This is a genomic window from Paralcaligenes sp. KSB-10 (assembly GCF_021266465.1).
Taxonomy (GTDB): Bacteria; Pseudomonadota; Gammaproteobacteria; order Burkholderiales; family Burkholderiaceae_B.
Genome location: NZ_CP089848.1, coordinates 2,228,580 through 2,243,712, shown reverse-complemented (window position 1 = coordinate 2,243,712; position 15,133 = coordinate 2,228,580). Strand labels below are relative to the sequence as shown.

Here is a 15,133-nt window from a genome sequence, read left to right as displayed (position 1 = left end):
GGGCGAGGGAAAAAATGAATGCACACACCATAGTGGAACCGCGTGCCGCAGACGAATTGTGCCGACTCGCCGAAAGCGCCTACCGTATCCGCCGCTACGCGCTGCGAATGGGCGAGGTCCAGGGGCAGGGCTATATCGGCCAGGCCTTGGGCATCGCTGATGTATTTGCGGTGGCATACCGTCATGCGCTCAACTTGCACCCTGACGATCCGGAATGGGAAGGGCGCGACCGCTTCCTGCTTTCCCATGGTCATTACGCTATTGCGCACTATGCGGCGTTGATCGAAGCGGGGGTCATCCCGCAAGACGAACTGGACACCTATGGCAGCGATGACAGCCGCCTGCCCATGTCGGGCATGGCAAGCTACACCCCTGGCATGGAAATATCCGGCGGATCACTCGGGCAGGGCCTGGCCATAGGTGTTGGCATGGCGCTGGGCCTGCGCCAGAAAAAAAATCCCGCCTGGGTGTACGTCTCGATGTCGGATGGTGAACTCGACGAGGGCGCCACTTGGGAAGCGGCCATGTCGGCCCATCAACACCGGCTGGCGCATCTGATTGCGCTGGTGGATATCAACAACCAGCAGGCCGATGGAAGATCGCACGACATTCTGAGTTTCGAACCGCTGGCCGACAAGTGGAACGCGTTCGGCTGGTTCGTCCAGCGTGTCGACGGCAACGATATCGCCGCGGTGCTCGAAGCGTTCGACAGCGCGCGTGCTCATGATGGAGACGCACCTCGTGTGATTCTGTTCGACACACTGATTGGCAAAGGCGTTGATTTTCTCGAACGACGTGAAAGAAACCATTTCATCAAGGTCGAGCCGCCCGAATGGCGGCAGGCGATCGATGTCCTGGATGCGACGCAACGCGATGGAGCCGGAAAATGAACCAGACGATTGCCAAGAAACCGCGCCTTACGACATCGGCGATGATTGCATCCATCGCGAGCGAAGGACAACGCACCAAGACGGCGCCGTTCGGCCACGCCCTGGCGGAATTGGCCGAACAGCGCGCCGACATCGTGGGCATGACGGCGGACCTGTCCAAATACACCGATCTTCACATATTCCACAAGGCCCATCCGGAACGGTTCTTTCAGATGGGCATGGCCGAGCAACTGCTCATGGCGGCGGCGGGGGGCATGGCAAAAGAAGGATTCGTTCCGTTTGCCACCACCTATGCGGTGTTCGCCACGCGGCGGGCCTACGATTTCATTCATCAGGTCATTGCCGAGGAGCACCTGAACGTCAAGATCTGCTGTGCATTGCCCGGGCTGACCACAGGCTACGGCCCCAGTCACCAGGCGACGGAAGACATTTCCATATTGCGCGGTGTGCCGGGGCTCACCATCGTCGATCCGTGCGATGCGCTGGACATCGAACAGGCCGTGCCGGCGATCGCGGCGCATGAGGGGCCGGTATACATGCGGCTGCTGCGAGGCCAGGTTCCCCTGGTGCTGGATGAATACGACTATCAGTTCGAGTTGGGGAAGGGCAAGCTGATCCGGGATGGCCGGGACGTTCTGGTCATGTCCAGCGGCCTCATGACAATGCGGGCGCTCGAGGCGGCAAAGAAACTGGCTGGCGACAGCGTGGACGTGGCGGTGCTGCATCTTCCGACGATCAAGCCTCTCGACGAGGAAATAATCCTGCGCGAAGCGGCACGCGAGGGGCGCATGGTGATCGTGGCCGAGAACCACTCGGTCGTGGGCGGTCTCGGAGAGGCGGTGGCGAGTCTGTTGCTGCGTTCGGGCGTGTCGCCTGTGTTCCGGCAGATTGCATTGCCGGATGCCTTCCTGGATGCGGGCGCATTGCCGACTTTGCACGATCGCTACGGCATCTCCACCGAAGCCGTGGTCCGCCGGATCAAGGAATGGCTCTGAACCTCGATGGGAAACAGGATGACTGCAACGTGGGAGGGGTTGCGTGGAAGCGTACCGGAGAATAGCTGACTGAACAGGGCGCCAATCGCAAGCCCTGAAACCGCGTTACATAAAAGAAAGGAGACACTGGACATGAACTCATCCAATATCAGCCGCCGCGCGTTGTTGAAAGGCCTCGCCGCCACCGCCGCGTTTGGCCTGTTGCCAGGCCGCAGCGATGCGGCGCAGTTCCGCTGGAAAATGGCCACGGGCCAGGAGCCGACGCATCCGGTGAATGTCCGGGCCGCGGAAGCGATTGCCCGGATCAGGAAGGAGACCGATGGCGGGCTCGACATCAAACTCTACCCCGCTGCGCAGCTCGGTACCGACAAACAACTTATCGCGCAGACGCGCCTGGGCGGCATCCAGATCATGAATATGGCGAGTTCGGTTCTGGCGAACACGATTCCCGCCGCCGGCATCGTCAATATCGGCTATGCCTTCCTCGATCCCAAGGCCGTCTGGTCGGCGGTCGATGGCGCGCTCGGCAGCCACATCGCCCAGGAAATCAGTCAGCACGATATGCATCAGATCGGCGTGTCCTGGGAGAACGGCTTTCGCAACGTCACTTCGGGCACGAAGCCGGTGACCCTGCCGGCGGACCTGCACAACATGAAGATCCGCGTGCCTGACGCGCCCATCCTGTCCTCCCTGTTCGCGGCCTTCGGAGCCGCGCCGACTTCCATGGATTTCAGCGAGGTCTATACCTCGCTGGAAAATCACGTGGTGGATGGTCAGGAAAACCCGCTGCCGATCATCTACACCGCCAAACTCTACGATGTGCAGAAGTATCTCAGCATGACCCAGCATGCCTGGGACGGCTACCTGATCATCAGCAACAAGCCGGCTTTCATGCGCCTGCCCAAAAAGTGGCAGGATATCGTCAGCGAGGCGTTTTCCGATGCGGGCCGCGGCGAGCGCGCGGACATTGCACGTTTGAGCGACTCGCTGAAAGGCAAGCTGGCCACCAAGGGCATGAAGATCGTCGATGTCCACAAGAGCGCCTTCCGCGATGCCCTGATCAAGACAGACTATTACCCCCATTGGAAAAAGAAGTTCGGCGACACGGCGTGGTCACTGCTCGAAAAAACGTCGGGCTCGCTCGAATAATCTTGTGTGGCGGGCGGGTGCCGGTTGGGCATCCGTCATTGTTGTCCGGAGGGGGCAAGAATGGTGAAAACCGATGTGGCGGAATTCGAAACCTGCACTGACGGCTGGTCGTGGCGCGCTTTCGCCGATGCCAGCCTGGATGCGGTCGGCGTTGCGCTGCTCGCCAGCGAGGTTCTGGTCTTGTTTGCCGGCATTGTCGCGCGGACTGTCTTCGTTCACCCGCTGATCTGGTCGACCGAATTCGCGCGGTTTATCTTCGTCTGGCTGACCATGGTGGGCGCGGTGGTCGCCGTGCGCGACGATCAACACATGCGGATGACCGCATTCACCCATCGGCTGTCGCCGTCGTGGCAGGGCTGGCTCGGGGCTGCCGCCGACCTGGTGCAAATGCTTGCCGTGCTGGCGATGATCGAGCCGAGCCTGCGATTCCTGCAAATTGAACAACTGTCTTCGCTGTCGCAACTTGGAATTTCCAGCGCCTGGGAGGCGGCGGGTCTCGTTGTCGGCTTCATTTTGATGGCGGCCTACCTGGTTTGCAGTCTGCTTGCCCGTCCCCGTGCCGATATACTGCGCGGTGGGATTGGCGCCCTCGTGGTGGTCGGCGCCGCGTTTCTCATCGGTCTGGCACTCAGTGAATACACGTTGCCGGAAGTCGTCTTTGTTTTCGTGATTTTACTGTTTGGCGCCGTGCTCGCCGGTGTGCCGATTGCTTTCGCCTTCGGGTTTTCCAGCATCTTCTACCTGTTGGTCACCGGCAGCGCGCCGCTAGGCGTGATGGCAAGCCAGGTGGAGCAGGGCACGAGTTCGATCATCCTCCTTGCTGTGCCACTGTTCGTGTTGCTGGGCGGCCTGTTGACCGTCACCCGCCTTGCCCCGGCGATGATGCGTTTTCTTTCCGACATCTTCGGTCAGGTCAAGGGCGGCCTGTTCTATGTGTTGATAGGCGGCATTCTCCTGGTGTCGGGCATTTCCGGCGCCAAGACAGCCGATCTGGCCGCCGTGGCGCCCATCGTCGTACCCGAGATGAAACGCCACAAGATCGACGAGGGGCATATTCTCGCAGTGACGGCGAGTTGCGGCGCAATGGCGGAAACCATCCCGCCCTCGATCGTGCTGATCATCATCGGCGCCGTTACCGGCACATCCATCACCGCCCTGTTCGAGGCCGGGCTGATGCCGGCGATCGTCCTCGCTGTAATTCTCGCTGTGCTCGCGCGCTTCTGGGCCGGTGGCCACACCGTGGCCGGCGCGCGGCCGGCGGCGCGCCAGGTCCTGCGCAGCTTCCTCTACGGCTTGCCTGCGCTTGCCTTGCCGTTCGTGATCCGTTTCTGCGTCATCGACGGCATTGCGACTGCGACTGAGATCGCAACCATAGGCACGGTCTACGCCATCTTGCTGGGCCTGGTCTTTTACGGCGGCTTCCGGCTGTCGGCGCTGTACGCTGCGCTATCCAAGTCTGTCGGGCTGTCGGGCGCCATCATGTTCATCATTGCCGTGGCCACGGCGATGAGTTGGACATTGACACAATCGGGTTTCGCCGAAGACATCACCCATCTCATGCTGGCGCTGCCCGGAGGCCAGGTCGGCTTCATACTGGGATCGATCTTCTTGATGATCGTGCTTGGCAGTTTCCTCGAGGGCATCCCGATCCTGGTCCTGTTCGGGCCCATCCTGTTTCCCATTGCCCGCACTCTGGCGATCAGCGACGTGCGCTATGGAATCGTCGTGGTCCTTGCCATGGGGATAGGCCTGTTCGCCCCGCCTGTTGGTCTGGGCTACTACGCCACGGGCATCATCACCGAGATCGATCCGAACAAGGGATTGGTCAAGATATGGGGGTATCTTGCCGCTCTCGTCGCGGGACTGATGGCTATAGCACTGGTGCCCTGATACCGCCGGCTCCCGGCGCGATAGCGTGCCGTGTCTTGGCACTTAAACCTCGGTTGGCGTGAACGGCTTTTTGCAGAATGTCGTAGGCTTTGGCCGTCCTGAGTGCTTGATGCCGGCTTTATAGAAGCGGGCGAAGATCCACCTCAGTTCATTGCGGCGGTACCTTTCATGCTGCCTATACCGTGAAATTTGGCAATGCTGTTTATGTGCTGCATTGCTTTCAGAAAAAATCAACCAAGGGTATAGCAACCGCCAAGCCGGATATGAATATTATCCGAGACAGATTAAAGACGGCGCAAGCGCATGCTCGAGGAGTAAAGGAAAATGATTGAAATTGAAAGAAGTACTGGCAATGTCTATGCCCGACCTAGGCAGGGCGGACGCTAACGAAATGATCGTGAAGGCGCAACCGGCAACCAAAATTGGCGAAATCATCAAAAACCGGAAGTGGGGCCAACGGCAGGCGGCCGAAGTGCTAGGAATGACACAGCCCAAATTGTCCAAGATGTTGCGTGGCCAGTTTTGCGGCATCAGCGAATCAAAGATGCTTGATGGTTTGGCGCGGCAAAGGTAATGCGGTTTTATACGATACCTGCTTAAGTGCGAAACTGGAACGAATTTTCTCTATTCCAGGAATTGACGTCAGCTGTTCAAGAATGAAATGTTCCAGTGCGCCTATATTCGCCACTGCAACCCGGATCAGATAATCGGAGTCTCCAGTCATTAGGTAGCACTCCATGACTTCGTCGTGTTCCACGATACGCTGTTCGAAATTGGCCAGTGCCTGCTTTTCTTGTGACTTTAGGCTGATCGAAATAAATACATTTAAGTCCAGTCCCAAGGCGGCCGGGTTAGCCAACGCCACATAACGCGCGATGACGCCCGATGATTCAAGCGCTTTGACGCGAACTAGGCAAGGTGAAGGCGACAAGTGCACTCGTTTTGCCAGCGTCACATTGCTTAGCGAACCGTCATTTTGCAACTCTTGCAGAATTCGTAAATCAATCGTATCGAGTTTCATTGACCTTATTTTTAGTAATTTTCAATATTTTATACTGACTTTATCAGAATAATAAGTGTTTTCGAAATCTAATTCTTCGGGGATTAGGCCAAAATAGAACTTGAATGAAATAAGCAGCTATGGATTTGTCATGAACTTTCCAATTCCCACACAGCCCTTATTAAAGGCAAGCGCCTTGGGCCAACTAACGTACGATATTGATCCGGAAGAAACAGCGGAGTGGCGCGATGCGTTTGATTCGCTGGTTGCAACAAATGGCGTACAACGTGCTGTCTTCATGCTGGACGAATTGTGCCGTTTGGCCCACGTCAGGAATATTCCGTGGAAGCCCAAAACGAGTACTCCTTATATCAATACTATTGCCGTTGACCAGCAACCGACCTTTCCCGGTGAGTTGGCGATTGAAGAGAAACTGGGTGCGATCATGCGCTGGAATGCCCTGATCATGGTAGTGCGGGCCAACGCTGCTTATGGTGAGTTGGGCGGCCATATTGCCAGCTACGCCAGCGCAGCGGACTTGTTTGAAGTCGGGTTCAATCATTTTTTTCATGCGCGTAGCAATGGTGTAAAGAGCCACGGTGGTGATCTTGTTTTCTTCCAGCCGCACAGTGCCCCGGGCGTTTATGCGCGAGCTTTTCTTGAGGGGCGTCTAAGCGAAGACGATCTGGCGCACTTTCGCCAGGAGCTAAGCGCACCACGTTCAGGTGCGCGTGGCCTGTCCAGTTATCCGCATCCTTATCTTATGCCCGATTTTTGGCAATTTCCGACAGGCTCCATGGGAATTGGCCCAATCAGTTCGATTTATCATGCGCGGTTTATGCGCTATTTGACTCATCGTCAGATACTTGATTGCAGTGGCCGCAAAGTATGGGGTGTATTTGGCGATGGAGAAATGGACGAGCCGGAATCCACGAGCGCGCTGACGCTGGCGTCGCGCGAGGGCCTGGATAATCTGGTGTGGGTCGTGAACTGCAATTTGCAGCGTCTCGACGGCCCGGTAAGGGGTAACGGTCGGATTATCGATGAGTTGGAACAACTCTTCTCGGGCGCCGGCTGGAACGTTATCAAATTGCTATGGGGTAGCGATTGGGACGGCTTGTTCGCTCGTGATCTGACTGGCGCACTGGCGCGTGCGTTCGCTGATACGGTGGATGGCCAAATGCAGACCTTTGCGGCCAAGGACGGTCAGTACAACAGGGCCTCTTTTTTTGGTCAGAACCCAGAGCTTTCACGGTTGGTACAAGGCATGACCGACGAGCAGATCGACCGTTTGCGCCGCGGAGGTCACGATTTGGTCAAGATTTACGCCGCCTATGCAGCAGCGGCAAGCCATGCTGGTCAACCCACGGTCATCTTGGCGCATACCAAAAAGGGCTATGGCATGGGTAGTGCCGGCCAGGGCCGCATGACGACGCATTCTCATAAAAAACTGGGCGAAACCGATCTGATTGAGTTTCGTAATCGCTTTGGTTTGCCTGTGACAGACGAACAGGTGCGTCGGCTGGATTTTTATAAGCCTGCCCAAGATAGCGCCGAGATGCAGTACCTGTATGCGCGGCGCAGCGAGTTAGGCGGCTATCTTCCTGCCCGGCAAACGTCGGCGGCATCACTGGCAGCGCCCATGTTATCCGTATATGGTCAGTTTGCGGTCAACGCTGATGGAAAGGAAATGTCTACGACGATGGCCCTTGTGCGTATGCTTGGCGGCCTGCTTAAAGACAAAGAGCTGGGTCCGCGTATCGTGCCGATCGTGGCCGACGAAGCGCGAACCTTTGGCATGGCCAATCTTTTCCGGCAGGTCGGTATTTATTCCAGTGTTGGGCAACGCTACGAACCTGAGGATATCGGTTCCATACTGAGCTATCGAGAGGCACTCGATGGGCAGATTCTGGAAGAAGGCATCAGCGAGGCGGGTGCAGTTTCGAGTTGGATGGCTGCCGGCACCAGCTATAGCGTACATGGAACGGCTATGCTGCCGTTTTACATTTATTATTCGATGTTTGGCTTTCAGCGTGTTGGCGATCTGATTTGGGCAGCGGCCGACCAACGCCCGCGCGGCTTCCTGATCGGAGCCACCTCCGGGCGCACCACACTCGGTGGCGAGGGCCTGCAGCATCAGGATGGCACCAGCCATGTCCTTGCAGCAGCGATTCCGAACTGCAAATCATATGATCCGGCGTTTGCCGGGGAATTGGCTGTTATTGTCGATCAAGGCATACAGGAAATGGTCGTCCAACAAAAGGATGTTTTCTACTACATCACGGTGATGAACGAAAACTATGCCCAGCCAAGCTTGCTTGAAAGTGCTCGTGCCGACATTATTCGTGGGGGCTATATCTTTGAAAGCTACGCCGCAATTTCCAGTGCTAATGAAACTGTGAATGAGTCTATAGTTGAAGAGGCTGATAAGTCTGCCCATAATTCCGCAAACAGATCAATGAAAGAGGATAAACGAGTTACCTTGTTGGGTTCGGGCGCCATTCTTCGCGAGGTGATCATGGCGGCCCAGCAGCTTGCACAACATGGAATTGCCAGTGATGTGCTTAGTATCACAAGCTGGAGTGAACTGGCACGCGACGGACAGCAGTGCGAAGCCGAAGGGCGGCAAGGGCACATAGTGTCCCAGCCTTTTATAGCAACGCAACTTAGCCAAACTGCAGGTCCCATCGTTGCGGCAAGCGATTATGTGCGCATGGTCCCCGAATCGATCCGTGCTTTTGTTCCACCAGAACGTCGGTACATTACCCTAGGTACCGATGGTTTCGGCCGCAGCGACACGCGTGCTGAACTGCGCCATTTTTTCGAAGTGGATGCAACAGCTATCGTGAATGCGGCGCTGTATGCTTTGAGGTGTGCGCATGTATGCGGGGATGGTCAGGCGCGGCAGATTGACTGACAGATGATGATCAACAAGCAAGAGTCGTGCCATGAATATTGTGCCAAAGGCCAATTTGATTGGATAGCCAATCCTGAACAATTGCGTATGGGCGCGCTGGGTTAAGCATGTGTCGAGAACCATAGCCTGTCGTTTGCGACAAGTTATGGTTCTCGACACACGAATGGACCTGGCGGAAAATAGGTGTGATGGAGGCGCAACTCGGAATCGAACCGGGGTGGACGGATTTGCAATCCGCTGCATGACCACTCTGCCATTGCGCCGACATGTACAACATGTACACAAAGTACATGTAAAAAGAGGGAAGCGCCAAGGCTTCCCTCTTGAATTTGGAGCGGGAGACGAGTCTCGAACTCGCGACCTCAACCTTGGCAAGGTTGCGCTCTACCAACTGAGCTACTCCCGCATGTTGATTCGTTAGAAGCACCGTGCCCTATCGAAAACAGCCTCGCAGTATATCTGGATTTTTACTGCCGCGCAAACTGCATTGCACACGTATTATGCAGGCTTGAAAAACGGTATTTGCCAGGTGTTTACCGCGCGGTGTTTGCCATTACGCAACGCACACACCGACTGGCACAATCTTCGTCGCCTGCATAGGCTAAAAATCAAGTAACATTTAAGCGAAGACCAAGATGATAGCATAGGTATCGCGTTTCGTGTCAAGTACCCCTCAATAATTGGGCTTAGTTTTGCTTCAAATTACCTCTCAAAACCTTACTTCGTTCAATACTCTCGGCCTGTGTTCGCAGGCGGCGGCCTTTGTTCGTTACCAGTCATCGGCGCAATTGGCGGACCTTTCCGAGACGGCGCGGCGCTATCCCCGGGTTTTTGTTCTGGGCGGCGGCAGCAATGTGGTGCTGGCCCCGCGCTTGGACAGTCTGGTGATCAAGGTGGAGTCGCGCGGGGTGCGGGTCCTGGCCGATTCCGGCGATGCCTTGATTGTCGAGGCTCAGGCGGGAGAGGTCTGGCACGATTTTGTGGCGCTGTGTATTGCAAATGGCTGGAACGGGCTGGAGAACCTGGCATTGATTCCGGGAACGGTTGGCGCCGCGCCGGTGCAGAACATCGGCGCGTATGGCGTCGAGCTGGATCAACGCTTCCATAGCCTGCTCGCCTGGGATCTACATGAGCGGCGCCAGGTGGAAATGAGTCCGGCAGAGTGCGGATTCGCCTATCGGGACAGCTTTTTCAAGCATGCGGAGCCGGGGCGGTGGCTGATTGTCGCGGTGCGCTTCTGTTTGCCCAAACCGTGGCGTGCGGTGATGAGTTATCCTGACCTGCGCCGGCATCCGGCGCTGGAGCAGGCGGGCGCCGCGGTAACGGCGGCGCAGGTTTTTGACGCGGTCTGCGAGATTCGCCGCCGCAAGCTGCCCGATCCCTCCGTGCTGGGCAATGCGGGCAGTTTTTTCAAGAATCCGATTGTCTCCGCCGGCCATCATGAGGCAATCAGGGCGGCACATCCGGATGTGGTGGCGTATCCGCAGGACGGCGGTTTTTTCAAGCTGGCGGCCGGCTGGCTGATTGAGCACACGGGCTGGAAAGGCCGCCGCATGGGCGCAGTGGGAGTGCATGACCGCCAGGCCCTGGTGCTGGTGAATTACGGCGGCGCCAGCGCCGAGAATATTGCAATGCTGGCTGAGGCGATTCGCCGCGATGTCGCGGCCCGTTACGGCGTCCTGCTGGAGCAGGAGCCGGTGGCCGTGGCCTGAACCCGGCCCAGCCTGATTTCGGGCAATTATCTAGATGGCGAGCACGTCCTGCATGTCGAACAAGCCCTTTTCCTTGCGTGACAGGTAGCGCGCGGCGCGCAGGCTGCCCTGTGCGTAGGTGGTGCGGCTGCTGGATCGGTGGGTGATTTCAATGCGTTCGCCCGTGCCGCAAAAATAGACGGTGTGGTCGCCTACGAGATCGCCGCCCCGCATGACCGAAAAGCCTATGCGGCCGGTTTCGCGTGCGCCGGTATGGCCGTGGCGCGCCCAGTCGGCGATGTCGTCGAGGTTCTTGCCCCAGGCCGAGGCAACTGCCTCGCCCATGGCCAGTGCCGTGCCGGATGGCGCATCGACCTTGTTGCGGTGATGCGCTTCGAAGACCTCGACGTCGTAGCCGCTGTTCAAGAGGCGCGCCGCCATGTCGAGCAGTTTCAGGGTGGCATTGACGCCCACGCTCATGTTGGGGGCAAACACGATCGCGATTTTCTGGGCCGCGGCATGTATGGCCTGTTTGCCTTGCGTATCGAAACCTGTCGTGCCGATGACGCATCGGGTGCCGTGCTGGACGCAGGCCTTTAAATGGGCCAGTGTCCCCTCGGGGCGGGTGAAGTCGATCAGGCACTCGGCCTGCGACAGGGCGTTGAGGTCGTCGGTGATCGATACGCCTGTATCGCGGCCCAGGAATGCGCCGGCATCCTGCCCTATGGAGGGCGATCCGGCGCGATCGAGCGCAACGGCAAGCTTCAGGTCGGCTGCGTCGAGAACGGCTTCAATGAGCATGCGCCCCATGCGTCCGTCGGCTCCTGCTATGGCTATACGCATCATGACCTCTAGCGCAAGGGTTGAACGCTTGTCTGGTTGGGCGGCGTGGCGGCTGCCGGACTGGTAGCGTTGATTTCAACATTGGACTTGTGGTCGGCTGTGCTGGTTGCGCCGGCCGTATCGCTGGCAGTGCTGGGGGTCGCCTTGGCGGCGCCCGTATCGGTTTTCTGGAACGGCTGGCGGTCGGGCTGCTTGTCGCCTTCCCAGTGGTCCAGGGTGTCGCCCGTGAACCAGACGGTGAATTTGCGTTCTTGTTCTTTGCCGTAGCCGGGCTTGTTGAGGTAGGGGTAATCCCAGCGGTTGCTGCGGAAGATATCCTGCAGGGTCGGAGTGCCCAAAATGAAACGCACCTGGTCGCGTGTCATGCCTTTCTGGAGTTGCGCGACCTGTTCGGCGGTGATCCAGTTGCCTTGCTGGACGTCGGACCGATAGGGGAAGCCCCAGTTGGTGGTGCCGCAGGCCGACAGCGCCATGGCAATCGCGCCTATGGCCAGGCCGGTCCGAAGCTTGGAAAAAAATGGTTTTGCAGTCGTCAGCACGAAGCGCCCCTGTTATTCATTTCGAATAAAACCGTTATCATAAAGGTTTAAGAATAAACGCATAATAGCGTTAGTATGAGTTCGTTGTTTTCGCAACCCGCGATCAATCGAACATCAGTTCAACATTCGCCAGAGATATTTTAGCTATGAACGACCAAAGTGAACTAAAAAATATGGGCTTGAAGGCGACTTTCCCGCGCCTGAAGATCCTCGATATTTTTCGTAAAGCCGATCACCGCCATCAAAGCGCCGAAGATATTTATCGCGCACTGATCGCCGAAGATGTCGAAATCGGCCTGGCAACCGTGTACCGCGTGCTGACTCAGTTCGAACAGGCCGGTATCCTGATGCGCAGCCAGTTCGACGGCGGCAAAGCTGTTTTCGAGCTCAATGACGGCGATCATCACGATCACCTGATTTGCACCAATTGCGGCAAGGTGGTCGAGTTTTCCGATGCCGAAATCGAAAAACGCCAGCAAAAAATTGCCAAGGAAAAAGGTTTTGCGCTTGAAAGCCACACGATGATGCTCTATGGCATCTGCGCCGAATGCGCTCCCAAGCATTTGCATCATCATCTCAAGTAGCCGGCCCGGGGCGCCATCCCTGGCTTATTCGGCCAGCATCTCCTGCGCATGCTTGCGGGTGGTTTCGGTAATGGTCAGGCCACCCAGCATGCGCGCCACTTCGTGCACTCTTTCCTGGTCGCTGAGTACCTCGATGGTCGACAGGGTAGTGCCGTTTACCGTGGTCTTCCTGACTTCGTAGTGGTGCGCTCCGCGCGCCGCCACTTGCGGTAGATGCGTGACGCACAGCACCTGATGGCGCAGGCCCAGTTCCCGCAGCAATCGGCCCACGACCTCGGCGACGGCGCCGCCGACGCCGGTGTCGACCTCGTCGAAGATCAGGGTGGGAACTCGCGCTGCCTGGCTGGCGATGACCGACAGGGCCAGTGACAAGCGGGCCAGTTCGCCGCCCGAGGCCACTTTGGCCAGAGGCCTTGCCTGGGTGCCGCTGTGCCCGGCAACTAGGAATTCGATACTTTCATTGCCGTGAGCGGAAGGCTCGCACGGATTCAGGCTTATGTCGAAACGGCCGCCTTGCATGGCCAGTGTCTGCATGGCCTGGGTGACATGCCTGGCCAGGGATTTGCCGGTTTTCTGGCGTGCCTGGCTGAGTTTTTTTGCGGCGGCCTGATACACGTCTTTGGCCGCGGCAAGCTGCTCGGCCAGGGCGTCGATGTCGGCGGCGGCTTCGCTGGCGTCGAGTTGCCGGTGCAGGTTTTCCTGCAGGGCCAGGAGTTCGTCGGGTTCGACTTTGAATTTGCGCGCGGTGTCGAAAATGGCGGCCAGCCGCTGTTCGGCCTGGGCCAGGCGCTGGGGGTCGAGTTCGAGCCTGTCCAGGTAGCTGTTCAAATCGGACACGGCCTCGGCCGTGGCGATGTGGGCGGACTCGATGGCGTCGTGGACGCTTTGCAAATGGCTGTCGTGACGCAGCAGCTGTTTGATTTGATGAGCGGCGGCACTCAGGCGCTGCTGGGCGGAGTCTTCGTCGTTATCGAGTATGGCCAGGGCCTGGGTGGCGCCATCCAGCAGCGATTGGGCGTGGGCCAGCCGGCTGTGCTCGTTGCCGATGGCGTTCCACTCGTCGGGGCGCAGGTTGAGGCGATCGAGCTCGGCGGCCTGCCAGGCCAGACGTTCGCGTTCTTCCTTCAGGGTGGCCGCGTTTTTTTGGGCGGCGCTGAGTATCTTTTGAGTCTGCTGCCATTGCTGCCAGGCTTGCTGCACCTGTTTGACCAAGGGCTGGTGGCCGCCCTGGGCATCGAGCAAATCGCGTTGGCTGGCGGTTTTGAGCAGGCTTTGGTGGGCGTGCTGGCCGTGTATGTCGACCAGCAGTTCGCCCAGTTCGCGTAGCTGCCCCAGGGTGACGGGCAGGCCGTTGATGAAAGCCTTGCTGCGCGCCTGGGTGTCGATGACGCGGCGCAGCACGAGGGCGTCGTCGGTATCGAGCTCGCGCTCTTGCAGCCATGGGTGCAGGGTATCGGGGACATCGAAGACGGCGCTGATATCGGTGCGGGCGGCATTGTCGCGCACGACGCTGGCGTCGCCGCGCGCGCCCAGCGTCAGCGACAGGGCATCGATCAGGATCGATTTGCCGGCTCCGGTTTCACCGGAAAATACGGTAAAGCCCGGCTCGAACTGTATGTCGGCCTGGTCGACGATGACAAAGTCTCGAATGTGCAGGGTGCGTAGCATGGGTTTATTCGACCTCGTCGGAGGGTTGCGGCATGCGGTTCCAGTGCAGCTTGCGGCGCAAGGTGGAAAAAAAACTGTAGCCGGTGGGATGTATGAAACGCACCGTATGCTGTGCGCGGCGCACGTCGATGCGGTCGCCGGGCTGGCAGTCGGACCAGGTCTGCATGTCGAAGTGGACGCTGGCGCCCGATTCGACTCGCCCGAGCGCGGTGATCGTCATGCTCAGGGTACCGGTATCGGGGATGACAATAGGGCGGTTCGACAGGGTTTGAGGGGCTACGGGAACCAGCAGGATGGCATTGAGCTTGGGATGCAGGATGGGGCCGTTGGCCGAGAGCGAATAAGCGGTCGAACCTGTGGGCGTGGCGATGATCAGGCCGTCGGCGCGCTGGCTGTACATGAATGCGCCATCGAGTTCGATGCGCAGTTCGATCATGCCGCCCCGGCCGGCGCGGTTGATGACGACATCGTTTAGCGCGACCCCGGAAAACATGGTTTTTTCGCCACGCATGACGCGCCCTTCGAGCAGGACGCGGTCTTCGGCCTCGAAGTTGCCATTGATGACGCTGGTGAGCGCATCCTGGGCGCTGCGCAGCGGAATGTCGGTAATAAACCCCAGGCGTCCGTGGTTGATGCCGATGAGGGGTACGCGGGTATGCGCGAGATGGCGCCCGGCGCCCAGCATGGTGCCGTCTCCCCCCATGATGACCGCCAGATCGGCGCGTTGGCCGATTTCTTCGTAACTGCCGATTGAGTGTTCGGTGATCCCCGTATTACGGGCAGTATCGGCCTCGATTAGCACATTGCATCCCGCAGCCTGTAAAGTGTCGGCTAGTTGACGCAAAGGTGTATCGAGTCCACTGTCCTGATGGCGGCCGATAATCGCAACGGTTTTGAAGTGCATGGGCACAGACCTTGAGTAATGGATTAGAGTGGTGATAAATCGATTATATGGGTGTCCCGAGTT

The 15,133-nt window shown here is 58.2% G+C and carries 13 protein-coding genes, 2 tRNA genes and 1 pseudogene; 9 read left to right on the top strand and 7 right to left on the bottom strand.

Annotated features, from left to right (window positions below; translation table 11 throughout):
• Positions 1 to 14 precede the first annotated feature (14 nt).
• The 6 genes and pseudogenes from LSG25_RS10145 to LSG25_RS10120 all read left to right on the top strand — a co-directional run bounded on the left by LSG25_RS10145 (position 15) and on the right by LSG25_RS10120 (position 5,498).
• Complete coding sequence (locus LSG25_RS10145) at positions 15 to 890, top strand: transketolase (protein ID WP_232740824.1); 876 nt, start codon at positions 15 to 17, stop codon at positions 888 to 890.
• On the top strand, positions 887 to 1,885 hold the full coding sequence (locus LSG25_RS10140) for a transketolase family protein (RefSeq protein WP_232740823.1): 999 nt from the start codon (positions 887 to 889) through the stop codon (positions 1,883 to 1,885). The genes LSG25_RS10145 and LSG25_RS10140 overlap by 4 nt, the downstream gene beginning before the upstream one ends.
• A gap of 132 nt (positions 1,886 to 2,017) precedes the next feature.
• Positions 2,018 to 3,034, top strand: a complete 1,017-nt coding sequence (locus tag LSG25_RS10135; RefSeq protein ID WP_232740822.1) for a TRAP transporter substrate-binding protein — start codon at positions 2,018 to 2,020, stop codon at positions 3,032 to 3,034.
• Between the two features lie 60 nt (positions 3,035 to 3,094).
• Entirely contained in the window at positions 3,095 to 4,924 is a 1,830-nt protein-coding gene (locus LSG25_RS10130; protein ID WP_232740821.1) for a TRAP transporter large permease subunit, read from the top strand.
• 155 nt (positions 4,925 to 5,079) lie between these two features.
• Positions 5,080 to 5,256 (top strand): annotated as a pseudogene (locus LSG25_RS10125) (type II toxin-antitoxin system RelE/ParE family toxin); the annotation flags it as partial.
• The gene (locus tag LSG25_RS10120; RefSeq protein ID WP_232740820.1) at positions 5,253 to 5,498 is read left to right on the top strand and encodes a helix-turn-helix domain-containing protein; all 246 of its coding nucleotides are present in this window, start codon (positions 5,253 to 5,255) and stop codon (positions 5,496 to 5,498) included. The pseudogene LSG25_RS10125 and the gene LSG25_RS10120, both read left to right, overlap by 4 nt.
• Here the strand turns inward: LSG25_RS10120 and LSG25_RS10115 are convergent.
• Positions 5,463 to 5,945, bottom strand: a complete 483-nt coding sequence (locus LSG25_RS10115) for an Lrp/AsnC family transcriptional regulator (protein ID WP_232740819.1) — start codon at positions 5,943 to 5,945, stop codon at positions 5,463 to 5,465. The two genes, LSG25_RS10120 and LSG25_RS10115, sit on opposite strands and share 36 nt — an antisense overlap.
• A 130-nt stretch (positions 5,946 to 6,075) precedes the next feature.
• Here LSG25_RS10115 and mdeB point away from each other — a divergent pair, with 130 nt between their 5' ends.
• Positions 6,076 to 8,841, top strand: a complete 2,766-nt coding sequence (gene mdeB / locus LSG25_RS10110) for an alpha-ketoglutarate dehydrogenase (RefSeq protein WP_232740818.1) — start codon at positions 6,076 to 6,078, stop codon at positions 8,839 to 8,841.
• Between the two features lie 189 nt (positions 8,842 to 9,030).
• Here the strand turns inward: mdeB and LSG25_RS10105 are convergent.
• Together LSG25_RS10105 and LSG25_RS10100 are read right to left on the bottom strand one after the other, a co-directional pair.
• Positions 9,031 to 9,104, bottom strand: a tRNA-Cys gene (locus tag LSG25_RS10105).
• Positions 9,105 to 9,171: 67 nt separating this feature from the next.
• A tRNA-Gly gene (locus tag LSG25_RS10100) sits at positions 9,172 to 9,247 on the bottom strand.
• Positions 9,248 to 9,533: 286 nt separating this feature from the next.
• On the opposite strand from LSG25_RS10100, the gene murB reads away from it, so the two are divergent.
• The gene (gene murB, locus LSG25_RS10095; protein WP_232740817.1) at positions 9,534 to 10,553 is read left to right on the top strand and encodes a UDP-N-acetylmuramate dehydrogenase; all 1,020 of its coding nucleotides are present in this window, start codon (positions 9,534 to 9,536) and stop codon (positions 10,551 to 10,553) included.
• Between the two features lie 30 nt (positions 10,554 to 10,583).
• Here murB and dapB read toward each other — a convergent pair whose 3' ends face one another.
• Positions 10,584 to 11,375, bottom strand: a complete 792-nt coding sequence (dapB, locus tag LSG25_RS10090) for a 4-hydroxy-tetrahydrodipicolinate reductase (RefSeq protein ID WP_232744643.1) — start codon at positions 11,373 to 11,375, stop codon at positions 10,584 to 10,586.
• 8 nt (positions 11,376 to 11,383) lie between these two features.
• The gene (locus LSG25_RS10085; RefSeq protein WP_232744642.1) at positions 11,384 to 11,848 is read right to left on the bottom strand and encodes an outer membrane protein assembly factor BamE; all 465 of its coding nucleotides are present in this window, start codon (positions 11,846 to 11,848) and stop codon (positions 11,384 to 11,386) included.
• Positions 11,849 to 12,060: 212 nt separating this feature from the next.
• On the opposite strand from LSG25_RS10085, the gene fur reads away from it, so the two are divergent.
• The gene (gene fur / locus LSG25_RS10080) at positions 12,061 to 12,498 is read left to right on the top strand and encodes a ferric iron uptake transcriptional regulator (RefSeq protein WP_232740816.1); all 438 of its coding nucleotides are present in this window, start codon (positions 12,061 to 12,063) and stop codon (positions 12,496 to 12,498) included.
• Between the two features lie 24 nt (positions 12,499 to 12,522).
• Here the strand turns inward: fur and recN are convergent, their stop codons facing one another.
• Complete coding sequence (gene recN / locus LSG25_RS10075) at positions 12,523 to 14,166, bottom strand: DNA repair protein RecN (RefSeq protein WP_232740815.1); 1,644 nt, start codon at positions 14,164 to 14,166, stop codon at positions 12,523 to 12,525.
• A gap of 4 nt (positions 14,167 to 14,170) precedes the next feature.
• Entirely contained in the window at positions 14,171 to 15,070 is a 900-nt protein-coding gene (locus tag LSG25_RS10070) for an NAD kinase (RefSeq protein WP_232740814.1), read from the bottom strand.
• Between the last annotated feature and the right edge of the window lie 63 nt (positions 15,071 to 15,133).

Bases quoted from the DNA above. Each gene is read 5' to 3' on its own strand.
- LSG25_RS10130 (WP_232740821.1), top strand. From the start codon at position 3,095: ATGGTGAAAACCGATGTGGCGGAATTCGAAACCTGCACTGACGGCTGG.
- LSG25_RS10140 (WP_232740823.1), top strand. From the start codon at position 887: ATGAACCAGACGATTGCCAAGAAACCGCGCCTTACGACATCGGCGATG.
- LSG25_RS10085 (WP_232744642.1), bottom strand. From the start codon at position 11,848: ATGGCGCTGTCGGCCTGCGGCACCACCAACTGGGGCTTCCCCTATCGG.
- recN (WP_232740815.1), bottom strand. From the start codon at position 14,166: ATGCTACGCACCCTGCACATTCGAGACTTTGTCATCGTCGACCAGGCC.
- LSG25_RS10115 (WP_232740819.1), bottom strand. From the start codon at position 5,945: ATGAAACTCGATACGATTGATTTACGAATTCTGCAAGAGTTGCAAAAT.
- dapB (WP_232744643.1), bottom strand. From the start codon at position 11,375: ATGCGTATAGCCATAGCAGGAGCCGACGGACGCATGGGGCGCATGCTC.
- LSG25_RS10145 (WP_232740824.1), top strand. From the start codon at position 15: ATGAATGCACACACCATAGTGGAACCGCGTGCCGCAGACGAATTGTGC.
- fur (WP_232740816.1), top strand. From the start codon at position 12,061: ATGAACGACCAAAGTGAACTAAAAAATATGGGCTTGAAGGCGACTTTC.
- LSG25_RS10135 (WP_232740822.1), top strand. From the start codon at position 2,018: ATGAACTCATCCAATATCAGCCGCCGCGCGTTGTTGAAAGGCCTCGCC.
- mdeB (WP_232740818.1), top strand. From the start codon at position 6,076: ATGAACTTTCCAATTCCCACACAGCCCTTATTAAAGGCAAGCGCCTTG.
- LSG25_RS10070 (WP_232740814.1), bottom strand. From the start codon at position 15,070: ATGCACTTCAAAACCGTTGCGATTATCGGCCGCCATCAGGACAGTGGA.